Below are 13,533 nucleotides of genomic sequence, written 5' to 3'. Positions count from 1 at the left end.
TTACCGGGACCATGGCGCCCGTGGTGGGGGCAACGGCCGGTTCCGGCCTCTCATTACTGCTGTGACGGGCTTACCCGTCCGGTTCTACTGGGCCCTGATCGCCGCTAGCGCGTTCAGGGATGTTCTTCCGGAAGCTCACCGGTGATGGCCGGGTCAACGCTGGTCTCCCAAGTCTAGCGGCAGGAGAGCCCAGTGCTCCACTCGCAGGATCATCCTTCGGGTGGACCAGCTGGATGCCCTCGGCTGCATAGACTCAACCCCATGACCAACCCCGCCTCTGTCCTTCCCGCCGCAGGCCCGGTAAAACGCTGGCTGGGTCGCCGGGCATCCCCCGCATGGTCGGTCCTGGCTCTGCTCTTGGTGTTGGCTGTGGCAGGAATGTCTTTGTTCAGGGCGGTCCCCGCAGAGTGGCCGCTGGTGGTGGTTCAACTGTTGTCGTTCACCCCGTGGATGGTGCTGCCCTCGGTACTGGCGATGGTGCTTGCGTTGGTGGGGCGCCAACTGTGGGTCCTCATCACGACGGCGGCCCTGCTGGCTCTCCAATTGTTCTGGCTGTTTCCGTTGGACACCGGAAGGGCAGAAGCAGTTCCTGCCGGGACCGCGACCGTTTCCGTGAAGGTGATGAGCCTCAACACTGAATACGGTGAGGCTGACGCAAGTGCCATCGTGAAGCTCGTCCGGGACAACGGTGTGCAACTCCTGACCCTCCAGGAGCATACGCAGGGGCTGGAAGACCGCCTACGCTCCGAAGGCTTGGAGTCAATACTGCCGAACCTTGTCAGTGAACCCAACGACGACGCTTCCGGTGGCGCTGTGTATTCCGTGTTCCCCCTGCAGCCGGAGGGGCTCCTGCCAGATACGCCATTCCGGATGGACGTCACGCGGGTCCTCATCACGGATCCGGGCAGGGGTTCCAAGGCCACGTTGAACCTCACGAACGTTCATGCTCTGCCCCCGGTTGATGAGCGGATCCAGCAGTGGCGCAGCGACCTCGTCCAGGTTGCCCGTCAGGCCTCCCGGCCGGGGCATCACCTGCTGATGGGCGACTACAACTCCACCTACGATCACTCCGAGTTCCGCGCCTTGCTTGACCCTGCCATGGGCGGTGGACAGGACGGCAAAAAGCTCGTCGACGTCGGAACGGCCTCCGGCGGACGGTTCTCTCCCACCTGGCCGATGGAGGGACCACCTCTTCCGGGAATCGTGATCGACCATATGGTTACTTCGCCGCGGATCAGCAGCAGCGGCTACGCGGTCCACCCGGTTTCCGGTTCTGACCATGCTGCCATTGTGGCAACGCTGGTTTTCCCCGCCGGCTAGCAGGCGGGGGCGTCGCGCTTCAGCTTTCCTTGCGGATGAGCTTGTGGTTGGCCGCCTGTGCCACAGGGCGGATAACGATTTGGTCCAGATTGATGTGGTGGGGCAGCGAGACGGCGTACTTGACGACGTCGGCCACGTCTTCTGCCGTGAGGGGCTTTTCGACTCCGGCGTAGACCTTGGCGGCTGCGTCCTTGTCGCCCAGCCGGTTAAGGGCAAATTCCTCAGTGTGGACCAGTCCCGGCGCTACCTCGATGACCCGGATGTTGTGACCCACTTCTTCCAGCCTCAGGGCGTTGGTCATCGCATGCTGGGCAAACTTTGCTGCGTTGTATCCGGCGCCGCCTTCGTAAGCAGCCAATCCGGCGGTGGATGTCAGGTTGAGGACAGTTCCTTCCCCGTCCTCCCTCAGCATCGGAAGGAATGCCCGGGTGATCTTCATGGTGCCCAGGACGTTGACCTGGTACATCCACTCCCAATCCTCAGTATCGGCGTTCGCGATCGTGTCCGCGCCCCGGGCACCGCCGGCAATGTTGATGAGGGTATCGGCTCCCCCGGCTTTGGAAACGGCTTGCAAAAGGGCTGAGACGTCGTCGTCGCTGGTGATATCGGCCGCGAACGGAATGGCGCCGGTTTCGGCACCCAGCGCGCCCAAGCGGTCGGCCCTGCGGGCAACCGCAAAGACCTTCCAGCCTGTGGAGGCCAACGCCCGCACCGTGGCCTCGCCGATGCCCGTGCTCGCGCCGGTTACTACTGCCGTCTTGTTCTGAACTGGATGAGCCGTCTGTGCTGCCAAAGTCATGGCACCACACTATCCGCAGGCCTCAAGCATCTGCTCGGCCGAGCAGGAAGTCGCGTAACACCACGGCATGGTTGACCTGCGGATCCCGTGCGGCATAAAGCAGGGTGACCCGCGGATTCGACGCCGCCAGTTCCAGCAGCGTCTGAACTGCCGGATTGCCGTCCAGCTCAGCCTCGTACTGCTGCCTGAAACCGGCGAAGCGTTCCTGCATGTGGGCGAACGTGGTCCGCAACGGCGGCGATGGCGCAACTTCCTTGAGCCAAAGATCCAAGTGTGCCTTGTCTTTGGACACCCCGCGCGGCCAGAGACGGTCCACCAAAACCCGGAAGCCGTCGTCGTCAGCGGGTTCATCGTAGATGCGTTTGAGGACGAAAACGCCCTGATGGCCAGTCATGACCGCATGCTACGGCAAGCCGCCGCCCTGGGCCATGAAACAATTGCCCCATGGCTGAATCAACGCAGGGTACAGACACGCCCGCCACCGCCCCCATCAACGTTCCCGACAAGCCGGCCCTTGAAGGCCTGGAGGCCACGCTGACGCAGCGCTGGCTGAACGAAGGAACCTACAAGTTCAATCCGGACACCACCCGGGAGCAGGTCTACTCGATCGACACTCCCCCGCCGACCGCCTCGGGCTCCCTGCATGTGGGCCACATGTTCTCGTTCACCCAGACAGACGTCCAGGCCCGCTACATGCGCATGACCGGAAAGAACGTCTTCTACCCCATGGGTTGGGACGACAACGGCCTGCCTACCGAGCGTCGCGTCCAGAACTACTACGGTGTGCGCTGCGATCCCGCCATCCCCTACAACGCCGACTACCGTCCTCCCGCACAGCCGGCCAAGAACCAGCGCGATTTCGACGTCGTTTCCCGGCAGAACTTCATCGAGCTGTGCGAGGAACTCGCTGTCGAGGACGAAAAAGTCTTCGAGAACCTCTTCCAGACCCTCGGTTTGTCCGTGGACTGGGACCTGACCTACCGCACCATCGACGACACCTCCCGTGCAGTATCCCAGCGGGCCTTCCTCGCCAACCTCTCAGTCGGCGACGCTTACATGGCCGAGGCGCCCACGCTGTGGGATGTTACCTTCCGCACCGCCGTTGCCCAGGCTGAGCTGGAGGACCGCGAGGTTGCCGGCGCCTACTACCGCTACCCGTTCTTCACTGAAGACGGTGAAAAGATCTTCATCGAAACCACGCGCCCGGAGCTTCTTGCCGCGTGCGCCGCGCTGGTGGCAAACCCCGACGACGAACGGTACAAGCCGCTCTTCGGCAAAACAGTGAAATCCCCGCTGTTTGACGTCGAGCTTGAAGTCAAGGCCCACCCGCTCGCCAAGGCGGACAAGGGTTCCGGTATTGCGATGGTGTGTACCTTTGGTGACCTGACCGACGTCACCTGGTGGCGTGAACTCCAGCTGCCCACACGCGCCATCATGGGCCGCGACGGCCGTATCATCGCCGAGACCCCTGAATGGATCACCACCGACGCCGGCAAGGAAGCCTACGCTGCGATCGCCGGCAAAACGGCGTTCTCTGCCAAAGAAGCAGTCGTAGAGCTCCTCACTGCAGCAGGCCTGCTGGACGGCGAACCGAAGAAGATCACGCACCCTGTGAACTTCTTCGAAAAGGGCGACAAGCCCCTGGAGGTAGTGACCTCACGCCAGTGGTACATCCGCAACGGCGGGCGGGACGAAGAACGCCGCGAACGCTTGATCGGCCGCGGGCAGGAAATCAACTTCCACCCCTCCTTCATGCGCTCCCGCTACGAGAACTGGATTGCGGGCCTGAACGGCGACTGGCTCGTATCGCGCCAGCGCTTCTTCGGCGTGCCCATTCCCGTCTGGTACCCGCTGGATGCCCAGGGCAACCCGGACTACGACCACCCCATCCTGCCCTCGGATGACATGCTCCCCGTGGATCCCGCCGCAGATGCAGCCCCGGGCTTCGAGGAAACCCAGCGCGATCAGGCCAACGGCTTCACAGGTGACGCCGACGTCCTGGACACCTGGGCCACGTCCTCCCTTACCCCGCAGATCGTGGGTGGCTGGAGCCGTGACGAGGAACTGTTCTCCAAGGTCTACCCCTTCGACCTCCGCCCCCAGGGTCACGACATCATCCGCACGTGGCTGTTCTCCTCCGCTGTCCGTGCCGACGCCCTGCAGAAGAGCGCGCCCTGGAAGCACGCAGCGATCTCCGGGTGGATCCTTGACCCGGACCGCAAAAAGATGTCGAAGTCCAAGGGCAACGTGGTTGTCCCCACGGACGTCCTGAACGAGTTCGGCTCGGACGCTGTCCGCTACTGGGCAGCCTCGGCCAAGCTCGGCGCAGACACGGCCTACGAGATCGCGCAGATGAAGATCGGCCGTCGGTTGGCCATCAAGCTGCTTAACGCGTCCAAGTTCGTGTTGAACCTTGGGGCTACCGAAAACTCCGTGGTGTCCAGCGATCTCTCCGTGCTGACCAATCCGCTGGACCGGGCACTGCTCGCTCAGCTGTCCGACGTTGTCGCCCAGTCCACCAAGGCCTTCGAAAACTACGACTACGCCCGGGCACTGCAGATCACCGAGTCATTCTTCTGGCAGTTCACTGACGACTACGTCGAGCTGATCAAGGACCGCGCCTACGGTGCGGCCGGGGAGTCGGAGCAAGCATCCGTGCTGGCCGCCCTGGCCACCACGCTGGACTCCTTGCTGCGCCTTTTCGCGCCATTCCTGCCCTTCGCGACCGAAGAGGTGTGGAGCTGGTGGCGCACCGGCTCGGTTCACCGCGCCCACTGGCCTGCCGCACTGGAAATCGCCGACGGCGACACCACGATGCTTGGCACTGTAGGCGTAGCACTCAGTGGCATCCGCAAGGCCAAGTCCGAGGCCAAAGTGAAGCAGCGCACTGCAGTACTCTCGGCATCCATAACGGCCAACGAAATGCTGGTCGCGCAGCTCAAGGCCGGACTCGGGGACCTGAAGGCAGCCGCGAACGCCCAGGAAATTGCGCTTCAGTCCGGCGAGGGTGAGCTGACCGTCAGCGACGTCGTCCTGGCACCAGCAGAGGACACGCCGGCCGTCTAGAAGTTCAGGCCCATTTTTGGGCAGCCCGTTTTGGGCAGTCCGTTTTTGGGCAAAGGGGAAGCCCCATCAGCGTTTTGCCGTTGGTGGGGCTTCGACTTTTCGGCTGTCTGGTGACGGCTTGACAGTCTGGCGGAATCCTCGGAATTTCAGGTCTTACTACCTCGTCACTGGTAGCTTGCTTCCAACTTTGCCAAAGGCTGCGTTGGTTGCATATCACTGAATCTTTGGTTTCCGTGTCCCTCTTCTTTCGAAGTGGGTAAGAACCATTGTGGTCCCGCCGGGGAGCATGCACAAGGGGCCCGGCATAACTACAATCCTGTAGTTCTGCCGGGCCCCTTCACATAGCTTTTCCTGCGGCCGGGGCAAAGCTATGGCAGAGTATGGTCATGCCGGAACTTCCCGAAGTGCACGGCCTGTGCACGTATCTGGACACCCAGCTCCACGGAGCTGTACTGAACAGCGTCCGCATTAACTCCATCGCCGCCCTGAAAACCGCTGATCCGCCTTACAGCGCACTTGAGGGCCGCACCATCCAGGGCACGAAGCGCTTCGGAAAGTTCATCAGCCTCGATGCCGACGGCCTGTTTCTCGTTTTCCACCTGGCAAAGGCCGGCTGGGTGCGCTATACGGAGCATCCCTCATCAGCGGGGCTGCGCATGGGCAAGAGCAACATCGCGGCAAGGCTACTGCTGCACCGGGAGGCCGACGATGCGCACATTGGCCTTGACCTGACAGAAGCCGGCACCAAGAAAAGCCTGGCCATCTACGTGGTCCGGGATCCCTTGGACGTTCCCGGAATCGCAACCCTGGGCCCCGAGCCGCTCAGCCCCGACTTCGACGAAGATGCCTTGGCAGCAATCCTTAGGTCAAGCTCCCAACAGATCAAGGGACTTCTCCGCAGCCAAAGTGTTATCGCAGGGATCGGCAACGCCTACAGCGATGAGATTCTGCACGCTGCCAAAATCTCTCCCTTTGCCATCGCCAAGACGCTCGACGGCGAAACCGTGCAGCGGCTCTACGATGCCATGCAGGAAGTCCTGGTGGGTGCCGTGAATGCGGCAGCCGGAAAGCCTTCCAGCGAATTGAAAGACACCAAGCGAAGCAATTTCAGGGTGCATGCCAGGACCGGGCTGCCGTGCCCTGTTTGCGGAGATACTGTGCGTGAGGTGTCCTTCGCGGACACCTCACTTCAGTACTGTGCCACCTGCCAAACCAACGGAAAGATCCTCGCGGACCGGCGCACATCACGCTTCCTGAAGTAGGGCGCTGAGCCCCGGGCTGGATGGAAAAGTTCCCTGGTTGAACCAGGGCTCCCTAGTTGAACTCGGGGCTTTCGGTGCGGCTGCGCTTAAGCTCAAAGAAGTGCGGGTACCCGGCAAGGGTTACTGTGGCATCCCAAAGCTGTCCCGCCTCTTCGCCCCTCGGAATCCGGGTGAGTACGGGGCCGAAGAAGGCCGTGCCATTTACGGCGACCACGGGTGTTCCGACATCCTGGCCTACCAAGGAGATGCCGGCCTCGTGACTGGCTCGCAGCTTGGCGTCGTACTCCTCTGAGTCCGCGAAGCGTGCCAGCTCAGCAGGAAGGCCTACCTCTGCCAGCGCTTTCTGGATCACGGAAGTACGGTCCTTGTTGCCTTCATGGTGGATCTGCTCCCCCATGGCGTCGTACAACGGCTTGATGTATATGCTGCCATGGAGCTCCTGGGCGGCAATGATCACGCGAACAGGACCCCAGCTATCGTCCATCATTGCCCTGTAATTCCCGGGAAGGTCGCGGCCCTCATTCAGGACGGACAAGCTCATGACGTGCCATTCAGTCTCAATACCCCGCACTTGTTCCACCTCGCCGATCCAGCGCGATGTGATCCATGCGAAGGGACAAACGGGATCGAACCAGAAATCGGCTTTGTTGACGGACTGCTCAGGCAAATTCTGTTCGGGCACAGGAAACTCCTCGACGAGAGTGAAAACGGGCGTGGGGCGACGCAGAATAAGTGAAACCGCCGCTTATTAGGCCAACGGGTGGCTAGGCCGACTTATTCCGGCGCTTCGCTACGACGTCGTGGCCAATCATGGTCGGCTGGGCCTTGTTATCCACGACATCAGCGGTGATGACCACAGTTGCGATGTCATCCCTGCTCGGGAGATCAAACATGACTGGCAGCAACACTTCTTCCATGATGGCCCGCAGGCCACGGGCGCCCGTGCCGCGCTCAAGAGCTTGGTCAGCGATGGCATCCAGCGCGTCGTCGTCGAATTGCAGCTCCACACCATCCAAGTGGAACATCTTCTGGTACTGCTTCACCAAAGCGTTCTTGGGCGTGGATAGGATCTGGATCAACGCAGCACGGTCAAGATTCGAGACGGTGGTGATCACCGGCAGGCGGCCGATGAACTCCGGAATGAGTCCGAACTTCAGCAGGTCTTCGGGCATGACTTCGCCGTAGGTGTCCACGTTGTCCCGGACCTCGTTGAGCGGCGCTCCAAAGCCGATGCCCTTGCGCCCTGACCGGGAGCCGATGATGTCCTCGAGACCAGCAAATGCGCCTGCCACAATGAACAGCACATTGGTGGTGTCGATCTGGATGAATTCCTGGTGCGGATGCTTACGTCCGCCCTGTGGCGGCACGGAGGCAACGGTGCCTTCGAGGATCTTCAGCAGGGCCTGCTGGACTCCTTCGCCCGAGACATCCCGGGTAATCGAGGGGTTCTCGCTCTTGCGGGAGATTTTGTCGATCTCGTCAATGTAGATAATGCCTTGTTCGGCTTTCTTGACGTCGTAATCGGCGGCCTGGATGAGCTTGAGCAGGATGTTCTCGACATCCTCGCCGACGTAGCCTGCCTCCGTAAGCGCCGTGGCATCGGCTACAGCGAACGGTACATTCAGCCGGCGCGCGAGCGTTTGCGCCAAGTACGTCTTGCCACAGCCGGTTGGGCCAATCAGCAGGATGTTGGATTTGGCGATCTCCACATCCTCGTGATGCGGGCCCTCACCAAGGCTGCCCGCCTTGGGAGCATGACCGGCCTGGATGCGCTTGTAGTGGTTGTAGACGGCAACCGCCAATGACCGCTTGGCAGGTTCCTGGCCGATGACGTATTCCTGCAGGAAATCGAAGATCTCCCTGGGCTTGGGGAGTTCAAAGCTGCCCAGGTCCGAAACTTCCGCAAGTTCTTCTTCGATGATCTCGTTGCAAAGCTCGATGCACTCATCGCAGATGTAGACACCGGGCCCGGCAATCAGCTTCCGTACCTGCTTCTGGCTCTTTCCGCAAAAAGAACACTTCAGCAGATCCGTGCTCTCGCCAATCCGAGCCATGTGGGAATCCCTTCGTTACATGCGGGTGATGCGGCACCGTGCCGTACTCAAGTGTGCGGCCTGGCCGGGGTTGGCACCACCGTGACACCATCCACTCTAGGTCACAATGGGCTGCTTGGGTGGAAACAGAACGCCGGTGCGGTTCATATTTCGCGAACCGCACCGGCGTCGATTTCCGTATGCTACCGGGCGATTGCCTGGGGCTTGATCTTGCGGGAGTCCAGCACCTGATCGATCAGGCCATAGTTCATGGCCTCGGCCGCAGTGAGGATCTTATCGCGCTCGATATCGTTGTTGACCTGCTCGGACGTGCGGCCGGAGTGGTGTGCCAGCGTGTCCTCAAGCCATGTACGCATGCGCATGACTTCAGCAGCCTGGATCTCGAGGTCGGATGCCTGGCCGCCCTGGCCGCCGGACAAAGCCGGCTGGTGGATCAGCACGCGTGCGTTCGGCAGCGCCAGTCGCTTGCCGGGAGTTCCCGCCGCAAGCAGGACAGCAGCCGCGCTGGCTGCCTGGCCGAGGCACACCGTCTGGATCTCCGGACGAATGTACTGCATGGTGTCATAGATCGCCGTCATGGCCGTGAAGGAACCACCTGGCGAGTTGATGTACAGGGTGATGTCGCGGTCCGGATCCGTCGATTCAAGGACCAGAAGCTGGGCCATGATGTCATCGGCAGATGCGTCGTCAACCTGGACGCCGAGGAAGATGATGCGGTCCTCGAACAGCTTGGTGTACGGATCCTGGCGCTTGAAGCCGTACGGTGTGCGCTCTTCGAACTGGGGCAGGACGTAGCGGCTGGTTGGGAGATTACCGGCAGACCATCCGAAGTTGTAGTTCATGTCATTACTCCTGGGGGTTTCAGTGGTTCTTGGTGCCGGTTAGTTTTCGGAGCCTGGCTCGGAGTTCGACTGGTTAGCCGTTCCACCGCCACCAGCTACCGAGCCCGCGTGAGCCGAGATCTTGTCGAAGAAGCCGTACTCCAAGGCCTCGGTGGCCGTGAACCATTTGTCGCGGTCATTGTCCTTGAGGATGGTCTCTACAGTCTGGCCTGTCTGTTCAGCCGTGAGTTCCGCCATGACCTTCTTCATGTGCAGGATCAGCTCGGCCTGGATTTTGATATCCGAGGCAGTGCCACCGATTCCACCGGAAGGCTGGTGCATGAGGATGCGGGCGTTGGGGGTGGCGTAACGCTTTCCCTTGGTCCCGGAGGAGAGCAGGAACTGGCCCATGGAGGCAGCCAGGCCGGTGGCAACAGTGACAACATCGTTGGGGATGAACTGCATGGTGTCGTAGATGGCCATGCCGGCCGTCACGGAGCCACCGGGTGAGTTGATGTAAAGGTAGATGTCCTTCTCGGGGTCTTCAGCCGAGAGGAGGAGCAGCTGGGAGCAGATGGCGTTGGCGTTCTCGTCACGGACTTCAGAGCCAAGCCAGATGATGCGCTCTTTCAGCAGGCGGTTGTAGATGTAGTTGTCCTGGGCTGCGGGATCGACAGTTGCCATCCGGGGAGCCTCTGATTGCTGTGACATAAGTACTTACCTCTCGCTGGTGCCAGTGACCTCACTGAACTTCACTACTTGGACACTAACCGTTTTCAGGGACGATTTGTTCGCCGGAATCGCGCTGTTCGCTGACGGCGCACGATTGGAGCGGGCCCGCAGATCCAGCACGCTGATTGTATGCGGGCTTGTCCGTTCAGGGCTTAAAACAAACCGACCCCGGATCTGCTGATCCGGGGTCGGTTGATGCTCTTTGACTAGAACTTCACAGCTGCGGGGTCATCGCTGGCGACAACATCCGCTTCCTCGCCGGCCTCGACAGTTGCTGCCTCATCAGCAGCAACTTCACCGGCTGGGCGGACGAAATCGCTCAGGTCAACCTTGTTGCCTTCAGAGTCAACAACCTCGGCCTGGCCCAACACAACGGCCAGTGCCTTGCGGCGGCGTACCTCGGAAACCATCATGGGGACCTGGCCGCTCTGATCGATGATCTGGGCGAACTGGTTGGGATCCATGCCGTACTGGCTTGCCGTGCTGACGATGTAGTCGATCAGCTCGTTCTGGCTGACGTCAACCTCTTCCTTGTCCGCAATGGCGTCAAGGATGACCTCGTTCTGGAAGGCGCGCTCAGTGTTTGCCTTGACCTCGGCGCGGTGCTCCTCGGTGTCGTGGTCACCTTCGCCGTGGGCGTTCTCCGGGTTGAAGTGAGCTTCAATCTGCTCTTCGACAACCGAAGCCGGAACGGGGACCTCGACGAGCTCTACAAGCTTGTCCAGAACCTTGTCGCGGGCCTCAACACCCTGTCCGACAACCTTGGAATCGGCAGCCTGCTTGGCGAGGTCCTCGCGGAGCTCATCAAGGGTGTCGAATTCCGAGGCCAGCTGTGCGAAGTCGTCGTTGGCTTCAGGAAGCTCGCGCTCCTTGACGGCCTTGACAACAACCTTGACCTGGGCTGCCTCGCCGGCGTGGTCGCCGCCAACGAGCGTGGTGTCGAAGATTGCTTCTTCGTCTGCGGACAGGCCGGTCACGGCCTCGTCCAGGCCCTCAAGCATGGTGCCGGCACCAACCTGGTAGGACAGGCCGGAGGCCGAATCGATTTCTTCGCCATCGATCGTGGCGGTGATGTCGATCGTGAGGAAGTCCTCGTTCTGGGCGGGACGCTCCACGGACTTCAGCGTGCCGAAGCGGCCACGCAGTTCATCCAGGGCGTTGTCGACGTCTTCAGAGGAGGACTCAGCCGCAGCAACCTCAACCTTGATGCCTGCGTAGTCCGGCAGCTCGATCTCGGGGCGAACGTCAATCTCCACCTGGAACTTAAGCTCGCCATCGGTTGCGGACGGGTCCGGAACCTCGGTGATCTCAACTTCGGGACGGCTCAGGGGGCGAACACCCGTTTCCTGGACAGCGGCCTGGTACCAGCCGTTGAGGCCATCGTTGATGGCGGTTTCCAGGACGTAGCCACGGCCAACACGCTGGTCAATCAGCTTGGACGGAACCTTGCCCTTGCGGAATCCGGGGACCTGGATCTGCGAAGCAACGGTCTTGTAAGCGGCATCGATGCTCGGCTTCAGTTCCTCAAAGGGAACCTCAACATTGAGCTTGACCCGCGTGGGGGTGAGGTTCTCGACAGCGCTCTTCACAGTCTAAGTACTCCTGAATTTGTGGGTATGGGGTTCTGCCGCATCCCTGAGGCGGACACGAAACACAGAGTCGGGGTGACAGGATTTGAACCTGCGACTTCCTGCTCCCAAAGCAGGCGCTCTAGCCAAGCTGAGCTACACCCCGAATGCACAGGACAGTCTACGGGCAAGCGGGCCCGGAATGCACATTTGACACCGCCGCCGGAATTAGGTTTAGTTGTACCCGGCTTCAACAGCCACCGGGAAGATGTCCTGAGCGAGAGATCCATACAAGGATCCAGCAGGAGATCCATCCGGGGACGTAGCTTAATGGTAAAGCCTCAGTCTTCCAAACTGATTACGCGGGTTCGATTCCCGTCGTCCCCTCCAGTAAAAAGCCCCAATCCCTAGGATTGGGGCTTTTTTCGTTATTGCAACCGGCAGCCGCTGTTACGACCGGCAGCCGCTGTTACGACCGGCAGCCGCTGTTACAACTGACAAGTGCTGTTACAACTGACAGCCAGGGCACCAATACAGTTTGCGGGCGCCGATTTCGGCCATGCCTACCAGCGTCCCGCAAGCGCGGCAGGGCTGCCCTTCGCGCTTATAGACAAAGTGGGCATCGGCGTCGGGCGCGGCGCCGTTACCGGTCCACAGAGCTGGCGGTGTGGTGACAATCCGACCGTCGCGGACGCCGTCGGACATTGCAACGACGGCGTCATCCCACAACTTGCCCGCCGTGGCAGCATCAATCGTGTTTCCAGGAGTCCATGGATCCACCGCCTGACGAAAGAGGACCTCGGCACGATAAATATTGCCGATCCCCGCCAGCACGGATTGGTCCATCAACAGCAATGCCACGGCCGTCTTGCGGCGTCGCAACCGGCGGATGAACTCGTCCCGGTCCCCCGGCCGGTTACGCAGCGGATCAGGGCCCAGCCGGCCCAGTACAGCTTCTGCTTCATGGGACGTAACAGCGGCGCAAGTGGTGGCTCCACGAAGATCGGCCCAGCCGTTATCCGACACCAGTCGGGCGCGGACGGCACCCACCGGGGCGGGCGGCCCGGCGTAGTCCACCTCAGCACCGGACTCCACCTCGGCACCAGATGAAGCAGTCTCGCGCTCACCGATCCGGCGGGGCGCGCCAATGCTGGAGGCTCCCGTGAAGGAGCTATCGCCGCCAAAGCTCCAAGCACCATAAAGACCAAGGTGAACGTGGAGGAAAAGATCGTGGTCGAACCTCAGGAACAGCTGCTTCCCATGGGCAACCGCCTCAACCATCACATGACCGCTCAGAAGCTCCGCACCGGCCGTGAACCGCCCCTGCGGACTGGAAACCTCCAAACGCCGGCCGCCAAACACATCCTGGAATTGGCGGGCCAGCCTATGGACGGAGTGCCCCTCAGGCACTACTCGACGATCTCGCCGGTGGTCTCGTAAGCCGCAATCTTGCCGATACGGCGGATGTGGCGTTCATCATTGCTGAAAGGTTCCTGCAGGAAGGCCTCAATGAGTTCGGTTGCTTCTTCCACCGTATGCTGGCGGCCGCCAACGGCCACTACGTTGGCGTCGTTGTGCTCGCGGGCGAGCTTCGCGGTAGAGAGGTTCCAGGCCAGCGCGGCACGTACGCCCTTGACCTTGTTGGCGGCAATTTGTTCACCATTGCCCGAACCACCCAGAACGATGCCCAGTGCGTGCACGCCTGCTTGCTGGTCAGCCACCACTGCAACTCCTGCGTTGATGCAGAAGGACGGGTAGTCATCCAGGGCGTCATATTCCTTGGGTCCGTGGTCCACAACCTCGTAGCCCTTGGCGGTGAGGTGGCTGACCAAGTGGGCGCTGAGTTCCATGCCGGCGTGGTCTGTGGCGATGTGGACGCGGGGTGTAGTCACAGGAAGTCCATTCTTTCTG

The 13,533-nt window shown here is 61.2% G+C and carries 12 protein-coding genes and 2 tRNA genes; 4 read left to right on the top strand and 10 right to left on the bottom strand.

Annotated features, from left to right (window positions below):
- The first annotated feature begins 261 nt into the window (after positions 1–261).
- Positions 262–1,320 carry an endonuclease/exonuclease/phosphatase family protein gene (locus tag AC1DD7_RS20225; RefSeq protein WP_477516333.1) on the top strand — a complete coding sequence of 353 codons (1,059 nt, stop codon included), beginning with the start codon at positions 262–264 and terminating at the stop codon, positions 1,318–1,320.
- Between the two features lie 19 nt (positions 1,321–1,339).
- Here AC1DD7_RS20225 and AC1DD7_RS20220 read toward each other — a convergent pair whose 3' ends face one another.
- A complete protein-coding gene (locus AC1DD7_RS20220) occupies positions 1,340–2,119 on the bottom strand; it encodes an SDR family oxidoreductase (protein WP_431115463.1) in 780 nt (259 codons plus the stop codon).
- A gap of 22 nt (positions 2,120–2,141) precedes the next feature.
- Positions 2,142–2,513, bottom strand: coding sequence for a DUF488 domain-containing protein (locus tag AC1DD7_RS20215; RefSeq protein ID WP_477516332.1), 372 nt, complete (start codon positions 2,511–2,513; stop codon positions 2,142–2,144).
- Between the two features lie 50 nt (positions 2,514–2,563).
- Here AC1DD7_RS20215 and valS point away from each other — a divergent pair, with 50 nt between their 5' ends.
- Together valS and AC1DD7_RS20205 are read left to right on the top strand one after the other, a co-directional pair.
- On the top strand, positions 2,564–5,185 hold the full coding sequence (gene valS / locus AC1DD7_RS20210) for a valine--tRNA ligase (protein ID WP_477516331.1): 2,622 nt from the start codon (positions 2,564–2,566) through the stop codon (positions 5,183–5,185).
- Between the two features lie 386 nt (positions 5,186–5,571).
- Positions 5,572–6,447: an Fpg/Nei family DNA glycosylase gene (locus AC1DD7_RS20205; protein ID WP_431115467.1), complete on the top strand. Its 876-nt coding sequence runs from the start codon at positions 5,572–5,574 to the stop codon at positions 6,445–6,447.
- 52 nt (positions 6,448–6,499) lie between these two features.
- Here AC1DD7_RS20205 and AC1DD7_RS20200 read toward each other — a convergent pair whose 3' ends face one another.
- The 6 genes from AC1DD7_RS20200 to AC1DD7_RS20175 all read right to left on the bottom strand — a co-directional run bounded on the left by AC1DD7_RS20200 (position 6,500) and on the right by AC1DD7_RS20175 (position 11,788).
- The gene (locus AC1DD7_RS20200) at positions 6,500–7,129 is read right to left on the bottom strand and encodes a mycothiol-dependent nitroreductase Rv2466c family protein (RefSeq protein ID WP_477516330.1); all 630 of its coding nucleotides are present in this window, start codon (positions 7,127–7,129) and stop codon (positions 6,500–6,502) included.
- 82 nt (positions 7,130–7,211) lie between these two features.
- The gene (clpX, locus tag AC1DD7_RS20195; protein WP_431115469.1) at positions 7,212–8,501 is read right to left on the bottom strand and encodes an ATP-dependent Clp protease ATP-binding subunit ClpX; all 1,290 of its coding nucleotides are present in this window, start codon (positions 8,499–8,501) and stop codon (positions 7,212–7,214) included.
- A 182-nt stretch (positions 8,502–8,683) separates the two neighbouring features.
- Positions 8,684–9,343 (bottom strand): ATP-dependent Clp protease proteolytic subunit, encoded by a 660-nt coding sequence (locus tag AC1DD7_RS20190; protein ID WP_431115470.1) that lies wholly within the window; start codon positions 9,341–9,343, stop codon positions 8,684–8,686.
- 39 nt (positions 9,344–9,382) lie between these two features.
- Positions 9,383–10,006, bottom strand: coding sequence for an ATP-dependent Clp protease proteolytic subunit (locus tag AC1DD7_RS20185; RefSeq protein WP_275964122.1), 624 nt, complete (start codon positions 10,004–10,006; stop codon positions 9,383–9,385).
- Between the two features lie 254 nt (positions 10,007–10,260).
- Positions 10,261–11,643 (bottom strand): trigger factor, encoded by a 1,383-nt coding sequence (tig, locus tag AC1DD7_RS20180; protein WP_477516329.1) that lies wholly within the window; start codon positions 11,641–11,643, stop codon positions 10,261–10,263.
- Positions 11,644–11,713: 70 nt separating this feature from the next.
- Positions 11,714–11,788, bottom strand: a tRNA-Pro gene (locus AC1DD7_RS20175).
- Between the two features lie 150 nt (positions 11,789–11,938).
- Here AC1DD7_RS20175 and AC1DD7_RS20170 point away from each other — a divergent pair.
- Positions 11,939–12,012 (top strand) — tRNA-Gly (locus tag AC1DD7_RS20170).
- 117 nt (positions 12,013–12,129) lie between these two features.
- Here AC1DD7_RS20170 and AC1DD7_RS20165 read toward each other — a convergent pair.
- Together AC1DD7_RS20165 and AC1DD7_RS20160 are read right to left on the bottom strand one after the other, a co-directional pair.
- Complete coding sequence (locus AC1DD7_RS20165) at positions 12,130–13,032, bottom strand: Fpg/Nei family DNA glycosylase (protein ID WP_431115473.1); 903 nt, start codon at positions 13,030–13,032, stop codon at positions 12,130–12,132.
- On the bottom strand, positions 13,032–13,514 hold the full coding sequence (locus AC1DD7_RS20160; protein ID WP_223933158.1) for a ribose-5-phosphate isomerase: 483 nt from the start codon (positions 13,512–13,514) through the stop codon (positions 13,032–13,034). The genes AC1DD7_RS20165 and AC1DD7_RS20160 overlap by 1 nt, the downstream gene beginning before the upstream one ends.
- Positions 13,515–13,533 lie beyond the last annotated feature (19 nt).

This window comes from Paenarthrobacter sp. 10L412 (assembly GCF_056395565.1).
Note: the sequence above shows the minus strand (reverse complement) of the source record. Positions and strands in the feature narration are given on the sequence as shown.